Source organism: Brevibacterium sediminis (genome assembly GCF_013623905.1).
Taxonomy (GTDB): domain Bacteria; phylum Actinomycetota; class Actinomycetes; order Actinomycetales; family Brevibacteriaceae; genus Brevibacterium; species Brevibacterium sediminis.
The window spans coordinates 103,986-128,197 of record NZ_JABKDD010000001.1; the positions used below are offsets into that span (position 1 = coordinate 103,986).

Genomic DNA, 24,212 nt, shown 5'->3' on the forward strand with positions numbered 1-24,212 from the left:
AGACCGCCGACACCGGAGCTCGAGTGTTCCGTGTGCGTCACAACGATAGCGAGGAAACAATGAAAGCCATTCGCGTCACCGCTCTGACCGGCCCCGATGATGTGGAGCATCTCGATGTGGAGCGCCCGTCGCCGGGGCCGGGCCAGGTGCTCATCAAGGTCGCATATGCCGGCGTGACGTTCCCCGAAGTCCTGCAGACTCGCGGAATGTACCAGATCAAGCACGACCTGCCCTTCACTCTGGGTTCCGAGGCCTCGGGCGTCGTCGCCGAGGTGGGTCCGGACTCCCGCTACTCCGTCGGGGACCGCGTTGCTGCGATCACCGGAAAGGGTACCTTCGCCGAATACCTCGTCGCCGGTGACGAGGCCACCGTGAAGGTCCCGGATTCGGTTTCCTTGGCCGATGCCGCAGGCATGCCGATGAACGTGCTCACCGCTGACTTCGCACTGCGGGTGCGCGCGAATGCCCAGCCTGGCCAGAGCCTCCTCGTCCACGGAGCCGCAGGCGGTCTCGGTTCGGCCGCAGTGCAGCTGGGTCTGGCGATGGGCCTCGAAGTCATCGCCGTCGTCTCGACCCAGGCGAAGGCTGAAGCGGTTCGCGAGATCGGCGCTACGCATGTCGTCCTCGCCGACGGCTTCAAGGACGCGGCGAAGGAGATCTGTCCGGGCGGCGTCGATTTCGTCTTCGACCCCGTCGGCGGCGACCGATTCACCGATTCGACACGAGTGCTCGCTCCGTTCGGTCGGCTTCTCGTTCTCGGCTTCACTGCCGGTGAAATCCCCTCGATCAAGGTCAATCGCCTGTTGCTGAAGAACATCTCTGTCGACGGCGTCGCTTGGGGCGCGGCGGCCTGGGGTCACCCGAACTTCATCCACGAGCAGTGGGACGCCGTCCTCGGGCACGTTGCCGCAGGTGACCTCAACCCGCGCATCCACGCGAACTACCCGCTCGCCGAGGCCTCCTCGGCGATCAGGGAACTCGACGGCCGTTCCGTGATGGGCAAGGTCGTTCTCGAAGTCGCGGGAGAGTAGCCGCGGGCGTTATCACCTCTTGCGGTTGCGCTTGGCGATATCGCGTCCGATGAGTTCCTTCATCACCTCGTTCGCTCCGCCGAAGATTGCCTGGATGCGGTTGTCCTTGTAGGCGCGAGCGATGGGGAACTCGAGCATATAGCCGTAGCCGCCGAAGAGCTGCAGGCAGCGATTGACGACCTCGATCTCGAGGTCCGAGCCCAAGTACTTCGCCTTGGCGGCGTCGACCGCGGTGAGTTCGCCTTCGTTGAGAGCCAGGGCACAGCGGTCGACGAACGCCTCCAGGGCGTCTACGCGGGTTTCGAGCTCGGCGAGTTCGAAACGAGTGTTCTGGAAGTCGCCGATGGTCTGACCGAAAGCGGGGCGGTCGAAGACGTAATCGGCCGTCCATGCCAGCGCTGCCCGCGCCGATGCCAGGGTTCCCGATCCGATGAGGAGGCGTTCGGTGGGGAGGTTGACCATGAGGTGGATGAACCCCTGATCGAGTTCGCCGAGGAGGGCATCGGCCGGCACCCGGACATCGGTGAACGAGAGTTCGGCGGTGTCCTGGGCGTCCAGGCCGAGCTTTTTCAGTTTGCGGCCCTTCTCGAACCCAGGTGTGCCTGCCTCGACGATGAACAGCGAAGTGCCTTGAGACGCCTTCGCCTCCGGGTTCGTGCGGGCGACGACGATGACGAAATCACAGTGGATGCCGTTGGTGATGAAGGTCTTGGCGCCGTTGATGATCCAATCGTCGCCGTCGCGGACAGCCTTCGTGGTGATGCCCTGCAGATCCGAACCGGCATCCGGTTCGGTCATGGCGATCGCCCCGATCATCGCGCCCGAGGTCAGTCCAGTCAGATACTTCTGTTTCTGCGCCCGAGTGCCCAACTCCATGAGATAGCCGGGGACGATTCCGTCTGAGACGCCCCAGCCGCTCGTGGCCGCACCGACGCCACGGCGGGCGATCTCTTCGGCTCGCACCATCTCGAACCGGAAGTCGGAGACGCCGCCACCGCCGAACTCCTCGGGGATGGCCAGGCCGATGATGCCCGACTGCGCTGCCTTGCGCCACATTTCCCGATCGACGAGGTGGTTCTCCTCCCAATCCTCGAAGTGGGGGACGACTTCGCGGTCGAGGAACGCAGCGACCGATCCTCGGAATGCCTCATGATCCTCGTTGTACAGATTCCTCTTCATCGATTGCGTCCTCTTCTCAAGCAGTGGTTGTCGCTGGGCGGGCAGACAGGCCGGTATTCGGGCCGAGGCGATGATGTGTGCCCGGTCACTGAGCGTGCGTTCAGTCTGGCATCCGCCTGAAAAACAGTCAATACAGACTGGATCTGTGAGATAGTCGGAAGCAGCCCGTTTCGACCGCAGTTCTGCGGTGTCGAACAGCTCCGGAACGGAACACGGCAGAAGGGGATGCGATGGATGCCGGCAACCAAGCCGAACGCACTGCGCGCTCACGCGACCTCATCCTCGATGCCACGATCGAATGCCTGCTGCGCGAAGGATATGCGGCGACGACGACGGTGAGAGTCCAATCGATCGCGGGGGTGACTAGGGGGCGTCTGCTCCACCACTTTCCCTCAAAGCAGGATCTGCTCACGGCTGCAGTCAGCCGCCTCGGCGAACAGAGACTCAGCCTACGGCTGGAGGACCAGGACGACGAATTCGGTCGGATACTGGAAACGGAACGACCCGACGCCGCCGACGCCAGAAGCGATTGGGCGATTCGGACCCTGTGGACGGGGCTGATGCACGGCAGCTTCTTCTCTGCCCTCGAACTGTGGACGGCTTCGCGCACCGACGATGAACTGGCCGTGAACGTCCGTGAGCACGAGAAGATCGTCCTCGACCGCGTCCGGGACAATGCCCGTGAGCTCTTCGGGTCGGCGGTCACGCGGAACCCGGAGTTCGATGAGGTCTTCACGATGATCTTCGCGAGCATGCGCGGAATGGCCGTGACCTACACCTTCTCCCGACGTGACCCACACCGGGAGCCGATGCTCACCACCTGGCAGCGGACCGCGCGAACCCTGCTCTTGGGTGCGGCACCGGACTGAGATCGCAGACCCACCGACGAGAGCCGGTGAGAAGCTGAGCGATCAGTTGTCGTAGATCACGTCGAAGATGGTCAGGTCGCCGACGACGATGAGCTTCGTCGTCGCTCTCGACATACCGACGTAGAGCATGTCGACGGCTCGCTGGGGGTCTCTGAACCCGTTGAGGCTGAGCACCACGGCGGGCCTTTCAAGTCCTTTGAAACCGAGCACATGCCCGTAGAAGACGTCCTCTTCAGCGAAGAACTGATCCCAGTAGGCTGCGATCTCTTCGCTCTCCACGATGTTCTTCTGCTCCGGATGCCTGGATCCGGTGGTCAGCAGCGCGACCTGGCCGGCGTTCCACCCGGCATCCATGAGTGCTTCGACCTGCCCATCCGCTTCGGCTACGGCGTCCTCGAGGCCGACGTCGATCCACTCGATTTCGTCGCCGGGTCCGTTGCGTGCGATCGGCGGTTCCAACGCGAGGTCGGCGATTCCGGCGACGATCTGGGATGAGTTGCGCAGATTCTCGTCGAGCTGGATGGGGTTCATCGTGATCGGTGATGCGCCGTGACGGTCGAAGATCCGTTGGCGCTCATCGGTGAAGACGTAGAGGGTGTCGGCAAGCTGATTGCGCAGGCAGGATTGGACGGCTTCCCACCACAGCAGGCTGAAGTCCTGGCCTTCGTCGATGACGATGGCGTCGAAGAGGCTCTTGCGCGGACGCTCGTCGGCGAGTTCCTTGAGCATCGTGGGCAGTCGCTGTTCCCAGTACTCCGAGTCGTCGTCGCTGCCGGTGGGCGCACCCCAGCTGATGGGCAGGTCGTGGAAGAGCCCAGCGAACGCGGGCCGGTCGACTTCGGGCCATTGTGCGGTGAAGAGCTGGAGGAAGCGGCCGAGCCCGCGGGAATAGCACATGAGGGCGACCTTCTTCCCCTCCTGCGTCAGCGCTCTGGCCTTGAGCAGGGCCAGATAGGTCTTGCCCGATCCTGCACCGCCGCTGATCTCGGCACGATTCTGGTGGCGGAGGATGCGGATGAGCTTCGCCTGCTCACGGCTGAGGGCATCGGCTCGGTCAGAGATTTCGGAGGCTCTGAGCTTGAGATTCTCCACCGCCTGGTTGGTCCTGCGGAGGTTCTTCAGCACGAACTCGTGGCCGGCCGTGAGGTCGTGGCGTTCGGGGTCGAAGTCGAAGCGCAGCTGAGTGGCGATCTTCGATGCCAGGGAACCGATCTCGGTGCTGTCGACGAGCTGACGCCTCGGCGCGTCCGGCTGGTCCCAGTCGCCCGGCAGTTCCGTGTAGGGGAGGACCGCAAGGTGGCTGATCGGTCCGGGGAGGCGGGAGAGCCGCGGGCGCAGATAGTCCACGAGGGTGTGCTTGGCGATCATCGCCTGCTCGAGGGGAGAGGTGGGCAGTCGGTTTCGCTTTCCCTGGGCGCCGGAGGTGAACCAAGCGCCGTCGACGACCTCGACGCGTCCGCCTTTGACCTCGACGACGGCGATGCCGGCGCCCGGCCACACGATGAGGAAATCGATCTCGACATCCTTGTCATCGCCGGTCAGTCGTTGACCATGGATGATCGCCGCTGCATCGGGCAGCTGCCGGCACAGAGCATTCCACACGAGCTCCTCGGTCGTAGATCCATTGAAATCTGGCTGTTCGGGAAGCAACGTGACCATGACACGAGATTAACCCAGACTCAGTCGCAGAAGACCGGCGAAACTGCAACGGAAGTTCCGCTGTAGTGCCGCCGGTCTGCTCTGCCGGAGGTGACGCGTCACTCAGATGCGGTCACGAGGGGTCCGGACGGTCATTTCGCGTCGTCGACGAGCTCCGATTCGTCGAGGATGACGTCCGCGCCGGTCTCGGGGAGGCCGCAGCCGCGCAGCGAGGCACCGTTCGTCTCCTTCATGAAGATCGTGGCAATCAAACCGATCGCGCATGCAGCCATGACGAGGTAGGCGGGAATGATGGTGTTTCCCGTCGCGCCGATGAGTCCATCGCTGATCGAGGGGGCGGTGCCACCGAACAGTGCAGTGGAGACGTTGTAAGAGATAGCGAAGCCTGCGAAGCGCACAGGTCCGGGGAACATCGCCGGGAACGTCGCCGAGATGGTCGAGATCTGCGGGATGTAGAGGACACCGAGGACGGCCAGTCCGATGAGTGCCCACACGAAGCCATTGGCCATGAGCATGAACATCGGAATCGCCGCGACGAAGAGGCTGATGAGCGAGAAGTACCAGACGGGCTTGCGTCCTACCTTGTCCGAAAGCATTCCGCCGAACGGGATGAGGATCATCATGAATGCCTGGGCGAGGAACATCACGGTCAGTGAGGCGTTCGCGCTCATGCCGACCGGGTTCTGCAGGTAGGTGGGCATGTAGGACAGCAGCGTGTAGTTGACCACGTTGACCGCGACGACCATGCCGCCGAGGACGAGGAGCTGCTTCTTGTAGTTCGCGAACAGGGTAGCGAAGACCTCCTTGACGGACTTGCCTTGATCGCTGTTGTCCAGCTCTTCATAGACAGGGGATTCGTCGAGCTGTGAGCGCAGGTACAGGCCGACGACGCCGAGCACACCGGCGAAGACGAACGGAATCCGCCATGCCCAGTCCGTCATTGTCTGTTCGCCGAGGCCGAGCTGCAGAAGGAGGACGAAGAGCGAACCGGCGGCCATTCCGGCCAGAGTGCCGAATTCGAGGAAGCTGCCGAAGAATCCGCGCCGATTGTCCGGGGCATATTCGGCCATGAAGGTGGCGGCACCACCATACTCACCGCCTGAGGAGAAGCCCTGGATGACGCGGAGCAGAACGAGGATGATGGGTGCGGCGACGCCGATCGTGGCGTAGGACGGCAGCAGCGCGATGCAGAATGTGGAACCGGCCATGAGCAGAATCGTCAGCGCCAATACGCGTTTGCGGCCGAGGCGATCGCCCATCGGGCCCCAGATGATCCCGCCGAGTGGGCGGAAGATGAAGGACACGGCGAACGTCAGCAGCGCCATCAGCTGAGCATGCTCGCCGGGGAAGAAGTGCTGAGCGAGATAGGTCACTGAAACGGCGTAGAGACCGTAGTCGAACCACTCCGTCGCATTGCCCAGGGCGGAGGCGGCGACGGCCTTGCGGACCGTCTTGAGATCAGGTTCGGGCGGGGAAGCAGGTGATGCGGATCCTGAGGTATAGGGGATACTCATGAATTCCTCCAGTCATGTGGACCACAGTCGAAGTGATCCTTCATTCGAACCGAAGCCACGTTACGAGCCTGTGCTCAGCTTCTCAATCGAAGAATCCTGTCAAATCATCGGCGTGTCATTAGGAGAACATTCGGTTTTGGCGTATATGACCTGGAAGAACGCTCTGCGTCGTCAATATCGGAGCGGCAAGTCGTCTTCACAGGGAACAGTGAAGTTATCGTTATGGCAATCGGGTTGACAGAAAACTCAATCAATGACCGAATTTAACTGCGCAGACGAAAAGAGTAGTCTTCTCTTTCGCCTCAATCGACCGCAGCGCGCACCCCTGTTCGCGGAAAGAGCGGAGGGACCGCGCATAAGCACGGTCCCTCCGCTCAATCGGCTCTGGCCGAGCGACTCAGATGTCCGAACTGCGGTGCTGGATCAGGATGCCGCAGATTCCTTCGCCGCGGCTGCTGCGCGCTGATCCATCGCCGGAGACGTATCGATCCCGCGAGCGTTGAGACGACGCTTGACCAACGGCCACACGGCGAAGAGCACCGCAGTGGCGACGAGACTCGTCCACACCTGCGCGCGGCCGTCTTCGCTGAGGAGCATGATGACGACGACGCCGATGACGACGATGATGAGGAAGATGTTGAGGATCGGCGTCAGCCACGACTTCAAGGTCAGAGCTTCTCGCTCGGCTGGGCTGAGTTTGAGACGCATGCGCCACTGGGCGAGGGCGATGAAGACATAGACGAAGAGGGCTACGAGACCGCCGGAGTTCATGATGAAGTCGAAGATCCCTGATGCCGGGACGGTGAAGTTGGCGACAACTGCCGCCAGTGCACCGAGGCTCGAAGCGATGAGAGCGGCCACTGGGACGTTCGTCTTCGAGCGCTTGCGGATGAGCGCGGGCGCATACCCTTTGTCGGCCAGGGAAGCGAACATGCGGGAGGCCGAATAGAGGCCGGAGTTGAGCACCGAGATGACGGCGGTGAAGAGGACGATCGTCATGATCGCCGAGGCGCCCGGCAGACCGAAGAGACCGTAGACATGAGCGAACGGAGCGATCGTATCGGGATCGGGCAGCTCATCCCAGGGAACCGCGGTGACGATGATGAGCACGCCGCCGACGAAGAACAGCATGATCCGCCAGATGACAGTCCGAGTGGCCTGGTTGATGCCGCGAGCCGGATCGACCGACTCGGCCGATGCCATGACAGCGATCTCGGTGCCGAAGTAGCTGAAGATGACGGTGGCCACGCCGATCATCACGGCACTGAAGCCCATGGGCATGAAACCGCCGTGGTCCCACAGATTGGATACGGAATTCGTCGCGTTGGGCCAGGCGCCGAACACGAAGAGTGCACCGACGATGAGGAAGACGACGATCGTGATGACCTTGATGCTCGCGAGCCAGAACTCGACCTCACCGAAGACGCGGACCGAGAGGACGTTCGTGCCGATGAAGACGATGACGAGGAGGAGGGACCAGAGCCAGGTGGGAATCGCGGGGAACCAGCCTGACATGATTCCGCCGCCGACGACCGCTTCATAGGCGATGACGCCGACCCAGAAGTACCAATACAGCCAGCCGACGAGGTAGGCGGCCCACCCGCCCAAGGACTCGTTCGCGTACTCCATGAAGGAGCCGACGGCAGGTCGTCGCGCCGACATCTCACCGAGCATCCGCATGGCGAGGAAGACGAGAAGTCCGCCGATGAGATAGGAGAGGATGGCAGCCGGTCCAGTCGAGCGGATGACGTTTCCGGATCCGACGAAGAGGCTTGCACCGATGATGCCGCCGAGCGTGATCATGGTGATGTGCCGGTTGCGCAGTTTGCCGCCCCCAGCGGCGTTGTCAGTGTCAGCACCCGAGTTGTGGGGTTCGCTCATAGAGCTTTCTCCTTGTGAGACCAGGGCTCGGATTTCGCACGAATGCCGAGCCTCCAGGCAGTCACTGTTGAAACTGCCTCCGGGATTCTACACAGAAGTCGCGAGAATCAGATGTCGTCGATCACACGGTGGTCGGCGAATGGAGTCGTCAGCCCAGAGTTGTCAATCGTGCCGGTGGGACGCGTGCTCGTCGATCCACGTCCAGCCGGACGGCATCGGTGCCCATGCGGCGACGTCGCGGCCGGCTTTCGAACTGTCGGCGAGGACGACGACTGTTCCGGCCCGCTCGGCGATGAGCTCTTTCGTGCGTGCTTCGTCGAGACTCGGTTCGCCGAGGCCCTGTGCCGGATCGACGGCATCGGCACCGAGGAAAGCGATGTCGACATGGATGCGCGACAGCGCATGATCGGACAGCGCGCCGGTGGTGCCGTGCGAAAGTGTCGAGACCTCACCGCCGACCATGATCACTGCAGGGCCGGAGGGATGAGCCAGGGCCAGCGCGATCTCGAGACCGCGAGTGAACACGGTGAGCTCTTTACGGTCCCTGATCCGCTCGGCCAAACGCACGGTCGTCGAACCGGCGTCGAGGAAGACGGTGCGCACTCGGGCGTCGTCGAGTCGTTCGAGCGCTCGTGCGGCGATCGCGTCCTTCGCCTCCGCCTGCTGCTCCATCCGCTCGCCCAATGGCGGTTCGACATAGCCCGCGGCTGCTGCTCCGCCGATGGTGCGGATGATCTCACCGTCGGCGGCCAACTCACGCAGGTCGCGGCGGATCGTCGATTCCGAGGTCTCGAGTGCATCGGCCAGGCGAGGGATGCTCCACGAACCGGTCTTGAGCAGGCCGAGAATGGCTTCGCGGCGGCGCTGAGTGCCCGATCGGATCGCCATCTGTTCTCCCTCTCCTTCGGCAGTGATCCGGCCGCAGCGACGCCGCGGCCGGAGATACGACTCAGCCTACTGCGGCAGGTATTCCGCGCGGATGCCGTCGACGAACGGAGCGTAGCTGATGGCCGCGCGGTAGGCCGAGCGCATGGTGCCAGCATCGGCGATACCCTGACCGGCGATATCGAAGGCGGTTCCGTGATCGACGGACGTGCGCAGGATCGGCAATCCGACGGTGACCGAGATGGTGCCGTCGAAGTCGAAGGTCTTCGATGCGATGTGCCCCTGATCGTGGTACTGAGAGAGGATTCCGTCATAGCGGCCGGTCAGCCCCTGGTGGAAGACGGAATCCGCCGGGATCGGTCCGGCGACTTCGAAGGCGCCACCCGCATTGACCTTCTCCACGGCCGGGCGGAGGATCTCGATCTCCTCGTCGCCGAAGGCGCCGTTCTCGCCACCGTGGGGGTTGAGAGCAGCGACGGCCAGTCTCGGCGAGGCGACGCCGTAGAGCTGGAGGGCCCGGTGGGCGCGTTCGATGGAGTCGACCTGAGTGTCCACGGTCAGGGCGTCGAGAGCCTTGCGCAGGGACATGTGGCGGGTGGCGAAGAAGATCTGGAGTTTGTGGTCGGGAACCTTCGTGTTCTCCACGACGAACATCGTGTCCTGCTTCGTCACTCCGGTCAGCTCACCGAGCATCTCGGTGTGCCCGAGGTGCTGCGAACCGGACTTCCATACGGCTTCCTTGTTGATGGGGCCGGTGACGATGCCGGCGACCTGCTGATCCATGGCCGCCTTGGTGGCGAGCTCGATCGCGGCCACCGAAGCCCTGCCGGCGCGGGCATCGACGACTCCCCAGTCAGGAAGGTCATCCCCGAGAACGCCGGTATCGAAGACGTCGATGACGCCTTCACCGGCTGACGGGGTCGACCAGTCGGAGATGGAGCGCAGTTCGACGTCGAGTCCGAGGACGTCGACGGCCCGTTTCATCACGGCCAGATCCGCCACAGCGATTCCATGCTGATCGTCTCTGCCGGCGAACTCCGCAAGCACCGTGGCGGTGATCTCCGGTCCGATTCCGACCGGGTCACCCACGGTCACGGCGAGTGCTGGTGCTGTCATTTCTGTCTCCTCAGATGGTTCGGATGGATGTCGGTGGGTGGGGTGCTGGGGTCGTCGTGCACGATTCAGTCTCGCCTGACGCGAGCAGTCGTCGACAGGAATTCGAGGCAGTCGACGGCGGTGCCGGTTTCACCGATGAGCCCGCCTTTCGTGACGATCGGCAGTCCGTCAGCGCTTCCGCCGACGAGGCGACCGCCCACGGCCAGAGGCACGATCTCCTTGTCGATCTCCATCCCCATCGCACCGAGCTCGCGCATCACCGTGGCAGTGACGTCCCCGCCGGTGGTGTAGAGGCCGGAGACCGGGATGGCGGACATGACCGCCGAGGCGATCAGTGCCAGGCGCCGTGTCGTCTCTTCGGATTCAGCGTCGGTGAGTTCGCGCAGGTCGCTGGTCTCGAGGACGGTGGCGATGATGATCGCCCGCGCCGAGGCGGTCCGATCGATGAGGGCGAGTGCGGCCTCCACATCGGGCAGTCCCGCGTCGTCCAAAGGCGCGCGCAGGACCGTGATCGTGGGGTCCTCGGCCACTGCTGCAAGCTGTGCACGGGTGACCTCAGTGGCCGATCCCGAAATGCCGAGCAGAATGCCGTCGGCGCGAGTCGGCAGCCGAGACTGAGCCAGGGCGAGGCTGCCGGGCCCGGGGTCGATGGTCACCCAGTCCAACCGCTCACCGTCGGCCAGACCTGCCCGGTCGCGGATGTCGGGGGAAGCCGCCTCGGCGAGCTCGTGGCTGATCTCAGCCATGACGGACCCGACGAGGTCGATGTGGTCGGTGGTCAGGGCATCGGCGATGAGCACGTCCGTTCCTTCGCCGATGGCGTCGAGTACGGCGGTGCGTACGGCATCCCGACCGGCCAGCACCGTGGCGATATCGATGAGGCGGCTGTTGAGATCCGTGCCGGCGGCAAGGATGTCCTCGATGACGGAGGTGCGCATGGGGGAGCGGACGTCATGGGCGAGCTCGGTGTGTTCGAGCAGTCGGCCGCCCAGCAGCTGTCGCCCCTGCACGGTGGTTCTGCCTGCGGCAGGGAACGCCGGCACGCACAGGCCCAGTACGCGGTGGCGTGGCCCGTCGGTCGCGGCGAGAGATCGTCTGCGGGCCGAGATGGCGGCGGCCGCGGCGGGTCCGACGTTGCCGCGCAGGGTGGTGTCGATTCGGCATGCTACGAGGTCGACAGCCCCGGCGGTTTCGATGAGCTCGGTGTAGAGCTCACTTGCCTGCCGTGCGGGCAGGTGCCGGGAGTCGGTGTTGACGACCACCGCGTCGAAGTCATCGAGCAGTCCGCTGATGTCGAGGTTGCCGGCCGGCCTGGTATCGGTGACGGTGATCGTCCGCAGCCCCGCCTCGGCGAACAGGGCTCCGCACGCATTTCCGCCGGTGAGGTCGTCGGCGACGATGAGGATGCGCGGACTCGCCTGGGCCGAGGCGGCTGCGGTCGTTTCGGAGTCGGACATTCGGGAGGCGCTCATACGACCAAGTCGAGCACGAACAGCAGCGGAAGGGAACAGATCCACACGGCGGTGGTGATTCCCGACCAGCCCTTGATGGCATTGATTCCGTCGAGGCCGGTGAACCGGGTGACGACCCAGAAGTAGGAGTCGTTGAAGTAGGAGAAGACCATCGAACCGGCGGTGCAGGCCATCACGGCCACCAGCGGGTCGAGTCCCAGCGGGGCGATGAGCGGAGCCGTCACCGAGGCGGCGGTGATCATCGCGACCGTGCCCGATCCCTGAGCCAGACGCACGAGCGAGGCGATGAGGAACGGGACGAGGAGGGCCGGCAGGCTGATCGAGGCGATCGCCTCGGCGAGGGCATCACCGACGCCCGACTCGCGCAGCACCAGTCCGAAGCTTCCCCCGGCGCCGGTGATGAGCAGGATGAGTCCGGCTGAGGCGGCGCCGTCGGCCAGCCAACTCTGCACCTGGTTGCGTGGGGTGACGCGGGGCAGCAACGTGTAGACGGCGAGGACGAGGCCGATGATCAGAGCGACGACGGGGTTACCGAGGAAGGCCAGAGGTGCGACCCAGGCGGAGGGCTCGTAGGCGTCTCCGGCAAGTTCGCCCTGAGCGTTCTTGTCGATCGCGGTGCTCACGGTGTTGGCGACGATGAGCAGGAGCGGGACGATGAGCGGAAGGAAACCGAGGAAGGCGCCCGGCTTTTTCGACGAATCGGGAGCGGAATCGGGTCCCGTCGCGTCTCCGCCTTCGGCGGTGAGGACGGTGCCTCCGGCGGAACCTGATGCGGTTTCGGCGACCGCCTCGGCGTAGACATCATGCTTGACCTGGGCGTTGAGGACGGGTTCGAGCTTCGGTCCGATCCAGCGAGCGTAGACGACGACTACGGGCAGAAGGACGACGGTGAACACGAGACCGGCGAGGATGACTGCACCGATATCGGCGCCGAGGATGCCGGTGGCTGCCAGCGGACCGGGCGTCGGCGGCACCATATGGTGGGTCAGCGTCATTCCGCAGCCGAGAGCCAGGGCGAGGGTGACATAGCCGCCCTTCTTCACGCGGGCGATCGAGCGGGCCAGCGGGTTCATGATGACGTATCCGGAGTCGCAGAAGACGGGGATGGAGACGAGGGAGCCGACGGTGCCCATTGCCCAGGGCTCACGGCCTTTGCCGAAGGCGCGCAGGAAGGCGCGGGCAAGGGAGTCGGCGGCACCGGAGACTTCGAGGATCTTGCCGATGCCGACACCGAGTCCGATGACGATGCCGATGCTGGCCAGGGTGTCGCCGAAGCCCGTGGTGATGGAGTCGACGATCGAGAGCAGGTCCTGGCCGGCGACGATGCCGGTGACGATCGCTGCCAGGAGCAGGGCGATGAAGGCGTCGAGCCGGGTCGCGAGCACGATGACGACGATCGTCGCGATTCCGGCGACCAGCGCCAGGATGAGTTGCAGGTCCATATGGTCCTCCGCAGTGAGGCCGGCTCAGGGAGCCAGGGCGTGTGGTTCTCATTGGCTTCGACCTGATGTGCGATGCCCGTTGGGCAGTCGACGATCAGCATCGAAGTTGAACAGTATGAGCAAGTATGTGTCATAACTGCGCATTTATGCAATGTTGAATCTCGGTGCGTTCGTCTCGGCTCGGTGAATGCGCTGAGGGGTACGGTCCGGATAGGCTTCGTCACGAGGGCGCGGGACTGCGTCGCGGCGCTCTGGCATCGAACCGTTCGGGCTCCGCGCAGTCGGGTAGTCGGGAGGAGACCGTCGCCGATGGCATGGAGTACTCGTGATTTGGCGGATCTGGCCGGTACGACGGTCAAGACGGTGAGGCACTATCACGATCGCGGGCTGCTGGCCGAGCCGGAACGCGCCGCGAACGGCTACAAGCAGTACCGTGCCGAGCACCTTGTGCGGCTGCTGCAGATCAGGCGGCTGAGCGAACTCGGCTTCTCGCTCAGCCAGATCCGCGACTTCGAGCCCGGTCTCATGGTCGACGCTCGGGGTCGAAGTGGTCAGGGCGACGGTGCGGTCGTTCGCGACGGCGGGCGGGCCGAAGAGGTGGGAGAGATGCACTCGGCGTTGAGGGCGCTGGATGCGGAGCTGGCAGCTGACATCTCTCGTCGGCAGCAGATGCGCGAGGGCATCGCGGCCATTCTCGATCACGGCACTGCCATGGATCTGCCGAGCGGGTTCGGAGAGGTGCGCGGCACCCTCACAGAAGCGGATCGAGGACTGCTCCTCGTCTATTCCCAGGTCCTTGACGCGAAGTCGGTGGCGTCACTGCGCGCGATGCTCGCCGAAGTGAAATCGACCGAGGCATCGCGGGAGTTTCAATCGATCTCCCCGAATGCCTCTGCAGAAGTGAGAGACAACCTGGCTCGACGATATGCTCCGCAGGTCAAGGCCATCGGCGAGAAGTACGGTTGGGCGGATCTCCTCGACGACGTTCCGCGTAGGAGGCGCAGACGGTTGCAGCAGGCGATCGGTGAGGCCATGGTGCAGCTCTACAATCGCGCCCAGATCGACGTGCTGGTGCGGGTCGAGGAGATCAATGGGACGGCGGGTGAGGATCGAGCACCGGCCGAATCCGAAGAAACTTCTGACTGAACCCTTGACCCTGCCCTTAGGGCACAGTTTTTGCTGAGGGTGTCAAGCAGTTCGGAGCTCTACGGAAGGACCGAGTCATGCAACTCCAGATCGACACTTCAGTTCAATCGCCCAACCGGGCCGACCGCCCCGGCTGGTCGGAGATGATCGTCGGCCTCATCGCCTATGTGCTCGGATTCGGTGCGGTCTTCCTCATCCTCAAGATGATTCCGGATGGTCTCTCCGAGCTGGGCGGCGTCATTCAGCTTGCGCTGTCCGGGGTCATGGGACTGGCCGCATTCGCCGCCGCCTATGTGATCAAGCGCCGCGGACTCGCCGCCTTCGGGCTGCGCAAGGCATCCTGGAAGTCGCTTCTCCTCGGCGCCGGACTCGGCGTGGTCTGCTGGATCCTCGGCGCGATCGTCTCGCTGATCGCCTATTCGGTCAACGGCGGAATTGAGAACGTGCAGGGCGACTATCAAGCTGCTGCCGCCGGGGGAGTGCTCGCGGTCATCGGCACCGTGATCATGGGCTCGATACTGACGCCGCTCGGGGAGGAGTTCTTCTTCCGTGGTGTGCTCACATCGGGGCTGCTGCGTTTCGGGCCGTGGGTCGGAATCATCGTCAGCGCGGCGATCTTCGCCCTCGCTCACGGAATCAACCCCGTCCTTCCCGTTGCGTTCATCGTCGGAATCATCAATGGGATTCTGTTCCACCGGACCGGATCGGTCTGGCCGGGAGTCGTCTCTCATGGCTTCAACAATGCCTGCGCGGCGTTCGTTCCCGTTGTTCTTGCCGCTTTCCTGGGCTGAAAGAGTGTCGCTACAAAGGCGGTGCCCCTGCCGGACTCGAGAGTCCGGCAGGGGCCGGGTGTCGGCGGAGGATCCTTACCGGCCTCCTTCTTATGTCGGGCTGGTGCTCTCTAGGCTGGGAGTTCAGGCGCGCGGATCGACGATGATCTTCACGTGTTGCTCGTTGTTGTTGATGAGTTCGTCGAAGCCGCCCGAGATGAGCTCATCAAGGCCGATGCGTGCGGTGATGAATGCCGAAAGATCGATGGTTCCGTCGGCTGCGAGTCGGATCGTCTCGGGGTGGTCACCGGAGTAGCCGATCGTTCCTCTGAGATCGATCTCTTTGAGGACCAGCTTCGGCATATCCACTTCGGGCTTATGTCCCCAAATGGAGACGTTGACGATGACGCCTCCGGGGCGAGTGGCGTCGATGAGCATGTCCAGAACCGCGGGAACGGACGAGCATTCGAATCCCACGTCGGCTCCTCGTCCATCCGTGCGCTCGCGAACTGCTTCTGCGACATCGGATTCTCGCGGATCGAGAACTTCATCGGCAACGCCAGTCGACAGTGCCATCTCCTTCCGCGCCTCAGAGAGTTCGGAAACGTAGACGGTCAGCCCCTTGGCTTTGAGGACGGCGGCGGTGAGGAGGCCGATCGGACCCGCGCCGCCGACGACGGCGATCTGGCCAGCTCCAGCATCAGATCGCACAACTGCGTGGTGTGCGACTGACAACGGTTCGATCAGTGCAGCTTGATCGAGTGGAATGTCGCCGATGGGGTGCACCCAGCGACGCTGGACGACGATCTTCTCCGATAGCCCGCCACCGCGGCCGCCGAGACCGATGAAGTTCATGTTCTCGGACAGTTGATAGCTCTGGCCGGGGCCGGTGTCGACGTCGTCGGCGATGATGTAGGGCTCGACGACGACGTTCTGGCCGACCTCCAGATCGCTGACTCCGTCACCGAGTTCGGTGATCGTGCCGGAGAACTCATGTCCCATAGTCACCGGCGCGGATTCGCCAGAGATCGGGTGGGGGTGGCCCGCCGGTGGGACGAAGATCGGCCCCTCGAGGTATTCGTGGAGATCAGTTCCGCAGATCCCGCACCATGCCACGTCGATGGTGACTGTGCCCGGTAGCAGTTCGGGCTCTGGAATATCGTCGATCCGGATGTCTTTGCGTGCGTGGAACCGTGCTGCTCTCATGTTGAGTCCTTTCGTGAGGCCTGTATGAGCCGTTCGGCGTTCTTCGACGCTAGAGCGCCTGCGACATGAGAGCCAGGGTTGCATGGGATTGCACGTGAGGGGACTCACCGTTGATTTATACCCCTAGGGGGTATATCTTCGGGGTATGGACAACCAGCAGAATCATCGGCATATGCGGCCCGATGAACCGGGACATTCTGGTCACGAGGGACATTCCGGACATTCGGGCCACGGCGGGCACGCAGGGCATGCGGGTCACGGCGATCACGTCGCGCAGTTCCGTCGCCTGTTATGGATTATGCTCGTCATCGCCTTGCCTGTCGTCGCGTTCAGCCCGATGTTCGGCCACCTCGTCGGTTATGAGGTTCCCGAAACCGGCATCCTCGGTGCACTCCGATGGCTCGCGCCGATCCTCGGCACCGTCATGTACGTCTGGGGCGGCAAACCCTTCCTGACCGGCGGGCTCGACGAGATCAAGGGGCGCAGCCCCGGCATGATGCTGCTCATCGCTTTGGCGATCACGGTCGCCTTCATCTCCTCCTGGGGCTCGTCGTTGGGCCTGCTCGACCCGCAGCTCGACTTCTGGTGGGAGCTGGCCCTGTTGGTCGTGATCATGCTCGCCGGTCACTGGATGGAGATGCGCTCACTGGCGCAGACCACCTCGGCGCTGGACAGTCTCGCCGCACTGCTGCCCGATGAGGCGGAGAAGATCGTCGATGGGGAGACGGTGGCCATCGCTCCGGGCGAGCTTGTCGTCGGTGACATCGTCCTCGTTCGTCCCGGCTCCTCGGTTCCCGCCGACGGTCGGATCATCGACGGTTCGGCCCATATGGACGAGTCAATGGTCACCGGAGAGTCCGCCACGGTCCGACGGGGCGAAGGCGCTGGCGTTGTGGCTGGCACCGTCGCCACGGATTCCGGGCTCCGGGTCGAGATCACCGCGATCGGTGACGACACAACGCTGGCGGGAATCCAGAAGCTGGTCTCCGATGCTCAGAACTCTTCGTCGCGTGCGCAGCGCATCGCCGACAAGGCCTCGGCTTGGCTGTTCTGGTTCGCTCTCGGCGCTGCCGTGATCACCGCGGTCGTCTGGTCGCTCATCGGTATGCCTGACTCGGCGGTCGTGCGCACGATCACCGTGCTCGTCATCGCTTGTCCTCACGCCCTGGGCCTGGCCATTCCTCTGGTCGTCTCCATCGCCACCGAGCGCGCGGCCCGTGCCGGTGTCCTCGTCAAGGACCGGCTCGCACTCGAGACGATGCGCACGGTCGATTCCGTGCTCTTCGACAAGACCGGCACCCTGACGAAAGGTGAGCCGACAGTCACCGGCATCGAGGCTGTACCGAGCGACGGGGCCGCGCGGACCGAGGATGAATTGCTCGGTCTGGCCGCCGCGGCCGAAGCCGACAGCGAACACCCGTTGGCCACCGCCATCGTCAAGGCAGCCGCTGATCGAGGGATCGACGTGCCGAGTGCATCCGACTTCTCCTCGTCACCTGCGGTCGGTGTCAGAGCCGTCATCGCAGGCGAAACGGTCGAGGTCGGTGGACCCAGGCTGCTCGAGGCGCACGACGCCCCCGAGGCGAAGGTCGCGGAAGCGTGGAGGGCCGAAGGCGCCATCATCCTCCATGTGCTCGTCGACGGTGCCGTTGTCGGTGCCCTGCGGTTGGCCGATGAGATCCGCCCGGAATCGCGCGATGCCGTCGATGCGCTCCATGCCATCGGTGCGCAGGTCGTGATGATCACCGGAGACGCCGAGGCGGTCGCGCAGTCCGTTGCCTCCGAGCTCGGCATCGACCGTGTCTACGCCGGTGTCCATCCCGCTGACAAGGCGGCGAAGGTCTCCGAACTGCAGGGGGAGGGGCGTCGCGTGGCGATGGTCGGTGACGGGGTCAACGATGCGCCCGCTCTGGCGCAGGCCGATGTCGGCATCGCCATCGGCGCGGGAACCGACGTGGCCATCGCTTCTGCCGGAGTCATCCTCGCCTCCGACGATCCGCGTTCAGTGCTCTCGATCGTCGAGCTCTCTCGCGCTGCTTACCGGAAGATGAAGCAGAACCTGTGGTGGGCGGCCGGATACAACCTGCTGTCGGTGCCGTTGGCGGCAGGAATCCTCGCTCCCATCGGGTTCGTTCTGCCGATGAGCGTGGGCGCGATCCTGATGTCGATCTCGACGATCGTCGTCGCCCTCAACGCTCAGCTGCTGCGTCGACTCGACCTTCATCCGCAGGCGGCTGTCGAGCGAGTGCATTTCAAGAGCTGATGTCGGCGGAGACGACTGAGGCGGGTGATGCCGTTGAGCATCACCCGCCTCAGCGTGTTCTGACCGGCGGAGCTCTTCGCACCGGCGGAGTGTCAGCGCGCCAGCGTCTCGTCGATGGAGCTGGTTCCGGTGGCCAGAGTGACCTGCGTGCCCCACGGGTCGACGACTCGCACCGAACGTCCGTCATCGGCGAAATCGAGGCTGTGCGCACGCAGACGCGCGACCAGTGCATCCAGATCCTCGCGCCCGGGAACGGTGATCGCCACATCCCCGAGGCCGAGGCTGGCCGCCCGGGGGCCGGCACCGCGGCTGTTCCAGGTGTTCATGGCCACGTGGTGGTGGTAGCCGCCGGCCGCTGCGAAGAGGACTCCGGGCATCGACGACAGTGAGGGTTCGAAGCCGAGGGCGTCGACGTAGAACTCGCGGGCCTGCGGGATATTGCCGACCTGCAGGTGGACGTGGCCGACGATGCCGGGTTCGGCGGCAGTGTTCGCGAGGACGTCCTGGTTGAGGTGGCGTTCGAGGAAGCGGTTCGGATCGAGGTAGAGCGTATCCATCTGGACCTCACCGTCGAGTGAGTGAGTCCATTCCGAGCGGGCTCGGTCGATGTAGAGCTCGATGCCGTTGCCTTCGGGGTCGGTGAAGTAGAAGGCCTGACTGACCAGGTGATCGCTGGAGCCGACGAAGGTGCTGTTGGTGTTCTGCGCGGCGTGGGCGACCGTGGCTGCCAGGGCTTCCTTGGTGTCGAACAGGAACGCGGTGTGGAACAAGCCGGCCTGCTTGGGGTCGACGCCGGGCAGGCCCGGGGTTGCGACGAGCTTGACCAGGGGAGTGGTGCCGCGGCCGAGCACGCGGTGGACCTCACCGTCGCGGGAGGTCTCCTCGAGGGGCTCCATGGCGAGGGCGTTCGAGTAGTAGTTCGACATCTTCTCGAGATCGCCGACGCGCAGCGTCACGGCGTCCATTCCGGTGGCAGCGCTGAGTCGCTTCTCATCGACGACGGGCGTCTGCAGATCGGTGGGCTTTGGCGCCTGAATGGGAGTGGTGGGCATGCTGTTCTCCTGAGCGGATCGGCTGTTGTTGCCAGTGTAGGTCAATATGATTGAAGATTCAACTAACTGGGAGATGGATCTATTCCCGATCTGCACCGAGGCGCCCCGGATCCCACCGGAGCGCCCACGGTGCGACCGAGGCGATGCGGTACCAACGCGTGTCCGCCGATAGGCTGGTGCCATGAGGTTCGAATCGAGGTCCGCCCCTGCTCTCGCCGTCGCTGGGCTCCTGACCGCCGCACTCATCTCTCTCAGCGGCTGCGGCTCCGATTCCGGCTCATCGTCGGAATCCGAAACGACGCCGACGGCGACTCTGGATGTCGTGGAGCAGGGCTTCGATTCCCTCGACGAGCTCTCGGATTATGTGGCGCAGTCCTTGGACGGCGTCGAGGTGAGTCTCGAATCCGAGACGAACCCCGACTTCAACCAGGAGACCGAACCCGAACGCCTTCATGTCCACTTCGCCTCGACCGAGGACAGAGTCAAAGACTTGGAAGCCACGGCGTTCATCGTCCAGGCGACGTCACGGGCAGGTTTCGACTATGACATCCTCGTGGTCACCGGAGTCGTGTCGGCAGGGGAGTGGGCGTACCTCTACGACCGGTCGACTGTCGAAGAGCTCACCGCTGATGGTCAGATCGCTGTTGCCGATATCTGGGACTCAGCCGAACAGAGCTTCGACACCATTCACCGCTGAGTCTCTGCCGCCCTACTTCTCGACTGCAACGCCGTCGGCGTCGGCGAAGACCATCGCTCCCGGGCGGATCGTCGCGCCGCCGATCTCCACGGTCACGTCGATCTCACCGGCACCGTCTTTCGCGCTCTTGCGCGGGTTGCTGGCCAGAGCCTTGATGCCGAACTCCATCTCGGCCAGCGCCTCACGGTCACGGACGGCACCGTTGATGACGACGCCGTTCCAGCCGTTTCGAACTCCTGCCTCGGCGATCATGTCACCCATGAGGGCGGTGGCGATCGATCCGTCACCGTCGATGACGAGCACGGCGCCGTCGCCGGGCTGGTTGAGGGTCTGCTTGACCAGTCCGTTGTCCTGGTAGCAGCGGATGGTGCGGGCCGGTCCGGAGAATGACGTTTTGGCTCCGAAATCGCCGAAGTTCAGAGCGATCGAATAGAGCTCGTCGCCGCGTTCGTCCCACAGGTCTGCTGTCGAAACTGTCATCTGGGTGCCTTCCGTCGGTGGTGGGAGCTGAGTGGTGCTCAGGCAAACGCTTGGGTACGGGCGTAGAGTCCGGGGACTCCGCCGGAGTGGATGAAGGTGACCTCGTCCTCGGAAGAGAAACGGCCGGATCTGATGAGGTCGATGAGGCCGGCCGCTGCCTTGCCGGTGTAGACCGGGTCGAGGACGATGCCCTCGGTGCGGGCGAAGAGACGCACGGCCTCGACCATCTCGGGAGTCGGCAGAGCGTATCCCGTCCCGACATAGTCGCCGAGTCCCACTGTGGCGTCGCGAGGGACCGGGGGCAGATCGAGGAAGTGCGCCGTGGAATCGACGAGGTCGACGATCTTCGGCTCCTGCTCCGCCTGTGTCCGGCTGACGTTGATGCCGATGACCGGAGCATCGCTTCCTGCTCTGTGGAGGCCGACGACGAGTCCGGCCTGCATTCCGGCCGAACCGCTGGGCGTGACGATCGTGGGCGAATCCAGCCCCGCCTCGGCGAATTGGTCGAGCATCTCAACGGCACAGTCGACGTACCCGAGCGCACCGATCGGATTCGACCCGCCCACCGGGATGACGTAAGGCTTCCTGCCCTCGCCGCGCAGCTTCTCAGCCAGTTCTTCAGCCTCGCCGAGGAGGTCGGCCCCGTGGCCGAGCACCGTGACCGAATCGGCGCCGAGGAGGTCGAAGAGCAGGAAATTGCCCGTGTACTGCGGCGGGTTCGACCCTGCCGGTCCGAGGGCGGTGTCGTCAGGTCCGAGGTCCTCTTCGACGATGAGATGACAGTCGAGACCCTCGACGCGTGCAGCTGACAAGGTCAGTCGACAGTGATTGGACTGCACCCCGCCGACGGTGATGAGCGTGTCCGCGCCCTGTTCCAGGGCATCGGCGATGAGGAACTCTAGCTTGCGCGTCTTGTTCCCGCCCTGAGTCAGCCCCAGTTGGTCATCGCGTTTGATCCAGATCCGCGGTCCGCCGAGCTCGGCTGACAGACGCCGCAGATGTTGGAGAGGCGTCGGCCCCGCGGTGTAGCGGCGGCGTGGGACTTCATTCAGGGCGACCATGGTTCCCGAGTCTACCGAGCTGCTCAGTCCTGCTGGCAAGACGCCGACCAGAATCTGGTCAACGGGATGTCATCAGGTCGTCCTCAGCCGACGAACTCGACCTCACGGACGGCGTCGCCGCCCTTGTCCGCGGCGATCGCGTTTCTCACTGTCAGATTCATGACCTCATGTGTGTCCAGGTTCGTGTAGGACACCCAGGTGTATCCCTTGCCGGAATCGGCTGACGTGCGATGCCAACGTTTGGCGTGCCCGTCGTTGTGCTCGGCGAGGGCAGCGACGACGTTCTTCGTGGCGAGCTGATCCACGACCACGGCATCACCGATGCCGTAGGCGGTGATCAATCTGTCCGCGTACTTGACAGCACTCTTCGGGTGTCCCGAACTCTGGGGTGCCTGAGCGGCACTGGATGCGGGCGCGGAATCGGCGGAGGCGGCTGCCGGACCGACTGCGAGACCCAGGGAAGCGAGGCCGGCTAATGCGGCGACGCCCCACTTTGCGGCGTGAGTGCTGATGAAGGCGGGCATGGTGACATCTCCTCTTGCAGATCAGGAACATTGCTGGAATTGAGTATCGTCAGCCCAGGTGAGAGCCGTTTGCCTGAATCTGAACAGAAGCTGAGACGCTGAGTCGCAAATGCGGAAGTTCTATTGCGTTCCTATGACATCTCCGAGACATTCGGCCAGAAGGAGCCTTGACCGAATCTGCGAGCTCGGGAGTGTGACAGATTCACTGAGCATACGGAACCGAATCGTGATCATCCTCGTCGGCCTTGTCCATCCAGTCCTTACCGTCGAGGATGCGGGCGACCATCATCGAACTCGCCTGATCGCCGACGGAGTTGACGGTGGTGGCCGGGGGATCGATGACGGTTCCGATGATCTGGATGATCGGCAGTGCTGCGGCCGGGAAGCCGTAGAGGGTGATGATCATCAGCTCGCCGATGAAGCCTCCTGACGGGATGCCTGCCATGACCATTCCGGCCAGAAGAGCCACGGCTATGGCGATCAGGATGTTCTCCAGGGTGAAGAAGTCGCGCTGGAACACGGCAAAGAGGAAGGCGATCTTGAGGATCGCGGACAGGCTCGATCCTTCCATGTGGATCGTGGCACCGATCGGCACGATCGTCTCCCGGATGTCGCGGGGGACTCCGATCTTCTCTCCGGCACGCAGGTTCGCCGGGATCGCCGCCACCGAGGAGGATGTGCCCAAGGAGATCGCCGTGGGCTCGAGGATATTGCCCCAGAACCGAGACACGCCTCGGCGGCCACCGGCGAGGAAGGAGTAGAACGTGAACGCGAGGATGAAGTAGGCGATCGCCACCGGGTAGTAAACGAGGAAAGCGCGAACATAGTCCCCGACGAGCTGGGAGCCGAGGTCACCGATGAGAGCGGCGAAGTAGGCACCGAGGCCGATCGGGGCGTAGTACATCACGATCGAGGTGAACTTGAGGAACACCTCGGTGCCGGAGTTGAGGAACTGGGCGAACGGCTTGCCCGCGTCGCCGATCCTGCTGGTGGCGAAGCCGACGATGACGGCGAAGACGATGAGGGCGAGCATGTGCTCGGCGGACAGGATCTTCGAGAAGTCGTCGACGACGACGGTCTGGACGAGCTGGTCTCCGATGGACCCGACGTCCTCGACGTTCTCCGGCTCCTGCATCTCCACCTGGACGCCGTCCGTGGCGTTGAAGATGCGCAGCGCGGCGACCATGACGATGGAGGCGATGATGCCGGTGACGGCGAAGACTCCGAGCATGCTGCCCATGATCTTGCCCAGTCGCGCGGCCGAGGGCATTCCCGCGACCGCGGAGGCGATGGAGAAGAACACGAGCGGCACGACGAGAGTGAACATCATGTTGATGAACAGCGTGCCGAACGGTTTGATGACGGTGGCACGTTCCCCGAAGACGAGGCCGATGATCGCGCCAATGGCCACTCCTGCCAGGATGAAGAGCGGGAAGCGGTAGTTGCGGAGGATCCGCAGGAAACTCGATGGTTGCGGCTTCGAATCAGACGTCTGCGCCGGCGAGGCAGTGGGGGAGGGCATAGGCTCTGCCTTTCATTTCAGCATCGTTGTTCCGCCGACTTGTCGGCGTGGCATCAGGGCCCTGGCGATCCTACCTGGGGCACAGCAGAACCCGGCACGCGGATGGCCGTGTACCGGGCTGCTGATGTTCGCTCGAGCCGACGAATCAGCTCTCAGGCTGATCGATGATCAGTCGTCGTAGCTCGAGTGGGATTCGTCGACAGCGAGATGAGAGCCGTCGGGATTGCGGTAGAGCTTCACTCCCTCGTGTTCGGCCGTGGCTTGCAGCCGTTCTTCGGAGCTGTCCTCTAGGTAGCCGACCTTCTGCCCCTGGCCGATGTTGGCGCTCTTGAACGCCTTCGAGAACTTTTCGATCGTCTCTGCCAACTTCGATGATCGATGCGTTTCTGCGGTCATGATCCTTCGCCCCATTCCCACGCAGATTGTAGAGAGAATTATAGCTC

General features: G+C 63.8%; 21 protein-coding genes. 6 read left to right on the forward strand and 15 right to left on the reverse strand.

The features are described from left to right. The first annotated feature begins 59 nt into the window (after positions 1 to 59). Positions 60 to 1,031, forward strand: a complete 972-nt coding sequence (locus tag HK108_RS00475; RefSeq protein WP_181270331.1) for an NADPH:quinone oxidoreductase family protein — start codon at positions 60 to 62, stop codon at positions 1,029 to 1,031. Between the two features lie 12 nt (positions 1,032 to 1,043). Here HK108_RS00475 and HK108_RS00480 read toward each other — a convergent pair whose 3' ends face one another. After that, positions 1,044 to 2,210: an acyl-CoA dehydrogenase family protein gene (locus tag HK108_RS00480; protein ID WP_181270332.1), complete on the reverse strand. Its 1,167-nt coding sequence runs from the start codon at positions 2,208 to 2,210 to the stop codon at positions 1,044 to 1,046. A gap of 230 nt (positions 2,211 to 2,440) precedes the next feature. Here HK108_RS00480 and HK108_RS00485 point away from each other — a divergent pair, with 230 nt between their 5' ends. Further along, complete coding sequence (locus tag HK108_RS00485) at positions 2,441 to 3,079, forward strand: TetR/AcrR family transcriptional regulator (RefSeq protein WP_181270333.1); 639 nt, start codon at positions 2,441 to 2,443, stop codon at positions 3,077 to 3,079. A gap of 42 nt (positions 3,080 to 3,121) precedes the next feature. On the opposite strand, the gene HK108_RS00490 is transcribed toward HK108_RS00485, so the two are convergent. From HK108_RS00490 to HK108_RS00520, 7 genes are all read right to left on the reverse strand, one after another. After that, positions 3,122 to 4,738, reverse strand: a complete 1,617-nt coding sequence (locus tag HK108_RS00490; RefSeq protein ID WP_181270334.1) for a nuclease-related domain-containing DEAD/DEAH box helicase — start codon at positions 4,736 to 4,738, stop codon at positions 3,122 to 3,124. Between the two features lie 131 nt (positions 4,739 to 4,869). After that, a complete protein-coding gene (locus tag HK108_RS00495) occupies positions 4,870 to 6,252 on the reverse strand; it encodes an MFS transporter (RefSeq protein ID WP_181270335.1) in 1,383 nt (460 codons plus the stop codon). Positions 6,253 to 6,675: 423 nt separating this feature from the next. Continuing rightward, positions 6,676 to 8,133 carry an amino acid permease gene (locus tag HK108_RS00500; RefSeq protein ID WP_229663875.1) on the reverse strand — a complete coding sequence of 486 codons (1,458 nt, stop codon included), beginning with the start codon at positions 8,131 to 8,133 and terminating at the stop codon, positions 6,676 to 6,678. Between the two features lie 162 nt (positions 8,134 to 8,295). After that, positions 8,296 to 9,021, reverse strand: coding sequence for a DeoR/GlpR family DNA-binding transcription regulator (locus HK108_RS00505; RefSeq protein ID WP_181270336.1), 726 nt, complete (start codon positions 9,019 to 9,021; stop codon positions 8,296 to 8,298). Positions 9,022 to 9,087: 66 nt separating this feature from the next. Next, positions 9,088 to 10,134 (reverse strand): 4-hydroxythreonine-4-phosphate dehydrogenase PdxA, encoded by a 1,047-nt coding sequence (gene pdxA / locus HK108_RS00510; RefSeq protein WP_181270337.1) that lies wholly within the window; start codon positions 10,132 to 10,134, stop codon positions 9,088 to 9,090. Between the two features lie 65 nt (positions 10,135 to 10,199). Further along, a complete protein-coding gene (locus tag HK108_RS00515; RefSeq protein WP_229663876.1) occupies positions 10,200 to 11,606 on the reverse strand; it encodes a four-carbon acid sugar kinase family protein in 1,407 nt (468 codons plus the stop codon). Beyond that, positions 11,603 to 13,048, reverse strand: a complete 1,446-nt coding sequence (locus HK108_RS00520) for a GntP family permease (RefSeq protein ID WP_180345667.1) — start codon at positions 13,046 to 13,048, stop codon at positions 11,603 to 11,605. Before HK108_RS00520 ends, HK108_RS00515 begins: the two co-directional genes overlap by 4 nt. Positions 13,049 to 13,357: 309 nt before the next feature. Here HK108_RS00520 and HK108_RS00525 point away from each other — a divergent pair, with 309 nt between their 5' ends. Further along, positions 13,358 to 14,194, forward strand: a complete 837-nt coding sequence (locus tag HK108_RS00525) for a MerR family transcriptional regulator (protein ID WP_181270338.1) — start codon at positions 13,358 to 13,360, stop codon at positions 14,192 to 14,194. A 77-nt stretch (positions 14,195 to 14,271) separates the two neighbouring features. After that, positions 14,272 to 14,985 carry a CPBP family intramembrane glutamic endopeptidase gene (locus HK108_RS00530; protein WP_181270339.1) on the forward strand — a complete coding sequence of 238 codons (714 nt, stop codon included), beginning with the start codon at positions 14,272 to 14,274 and terminating at the stop codon, positions 14,983 to 14,985. 123 nt (positions 14,986 to 15,108) lie between these two features. On the opposite strand, the gene HK108_RS00535 is transcribed toward HK108_RS00530, so the two are convergent. Beyond that, a complete protein-coding gene (locus tag HK108_RS00535; RefSeq protein WP_181270340.1) occupies positions 15,109 to 16,170 on the reverse strand; it encodes a 2,3-butanediol dehydrogenase in 1,062 nt (353 codons plus the stop codon). Positions 16,171 to 16,342: 172 nt separating this feature from the next. Here HK108_RS00535 and HK108_RS00540 point away from each other — a divergent pair, with 172 nt between their 5' ends. After that, a complete protein-coding gene (locus HK108_RS00540; RefSeq protein ID WP_181270625.1) occupies positions 16,343 to 18,433 on the forward strand; it encodes a heavy metal translocating P-type ATPase in 2,091 nt (696 codons plus the stop codon). A 92-nt stretch (positions 18,434 to 18,525) separates the two neighbouring features. Here HK108_RS00540 and HK108_RS00545 read toward each other — a convergent pair whose 3' ends face one another. Beyond that, on the reverse strand, positions 18,526 to 19,485 hold the full coding sequence (locus HK108_RS00545; RefSeq protein WP_139907418.1) for a VOC family protein: 960 nt from the start codon (positions 19,483 to 19,485) through the stop codon (positions 18,526 to 18,528). Positions 19,486 to 19,666: 181 nt separating this feature from the next. On the opposite strand from HK108_RS00545, the gene HK108_RS00550 reads away from it, so the two are divergent. After that, a complete protein-coding gene (locus HK108_RS00550) occupies positions 19,667 to 20,182 on the forward strand; it encodes a hypothetical protein (protein WP_181270341.1) in 516 nt (171 codons plus the stop codon). Positions 20,183 to 20,194: 12 nt separating this feature from the next. Here HK108_RS00550 and rraA read toward each other — a convergent pair whose 3' ends face one another. From rraA to HK108_RS00575, 5 genes are all read right to left on the reverse strand, one after another. Further along, complete coding sequence (gene rraA / locus HK108_RS00555; RefSeq protein ID WP_101545050.1) at positions 20,195 to 20,662, reverse strand: ribonuclease E activity regulator RraA; 468 nt, start codon at positions 20,660 to 20,662, stop codon at positions 20,195 to 20,197. A gap of 38 nt (positions 20,663 to 20,700) precedes the next feature. Then, complete coding sequence (locus tag HK108_RS00560) at positions 20,701 to 21,723, reverse strand: D-cysteine desulfhydrase family protein (protein WP_181270342.1); 1,023 nt, start codon at positions 21,721 to 21,723, stop codon at positions 20,701 to 20,703. A gap of 83 nt (positions 21,724 to 21,806) precedes the next feature. Next, positions 21,807 to 22,247 carry a hypothetical protein gene (locus HK108_RS00565; RefSeq protein ID WP_181270343.1) on the reverse strand — a complete coding sequence of 147 codons (441 nt, stop codon included), beginning with the start codon at positions 22,245 to 22,247 and terminating at the stop codon, positions 21,807 to 21,809. Positions 22,248 to 22,449: 202 nt separating this feature from the next. Beyond that, positions 22,450 to 23,769, reverse strand: coding sequence for a dicarboxylate/amino acid:cation symporter (locus HK108_RS00570; RefSeq protein ID WP_181270344.1), 1,320 nt, complete (start codon positions 23,767 to 23,769; stop codon positions 22,450 to 22,452). Positions 23,770 to 23,937: 168 nt separating this feature from the next. Next, a complete protein-coding gene (locus HK108_RS00575) occupies positions 23,938 to 24,165 on the reverse strand; it encodes a hypothetical protein (RefSeq protein WP_172168744.1) in 228 nt (75 codons plus the stop codon). Between the last annotated feature and the right edge of the window lie 47 nt (positions 24,166 to 24,212).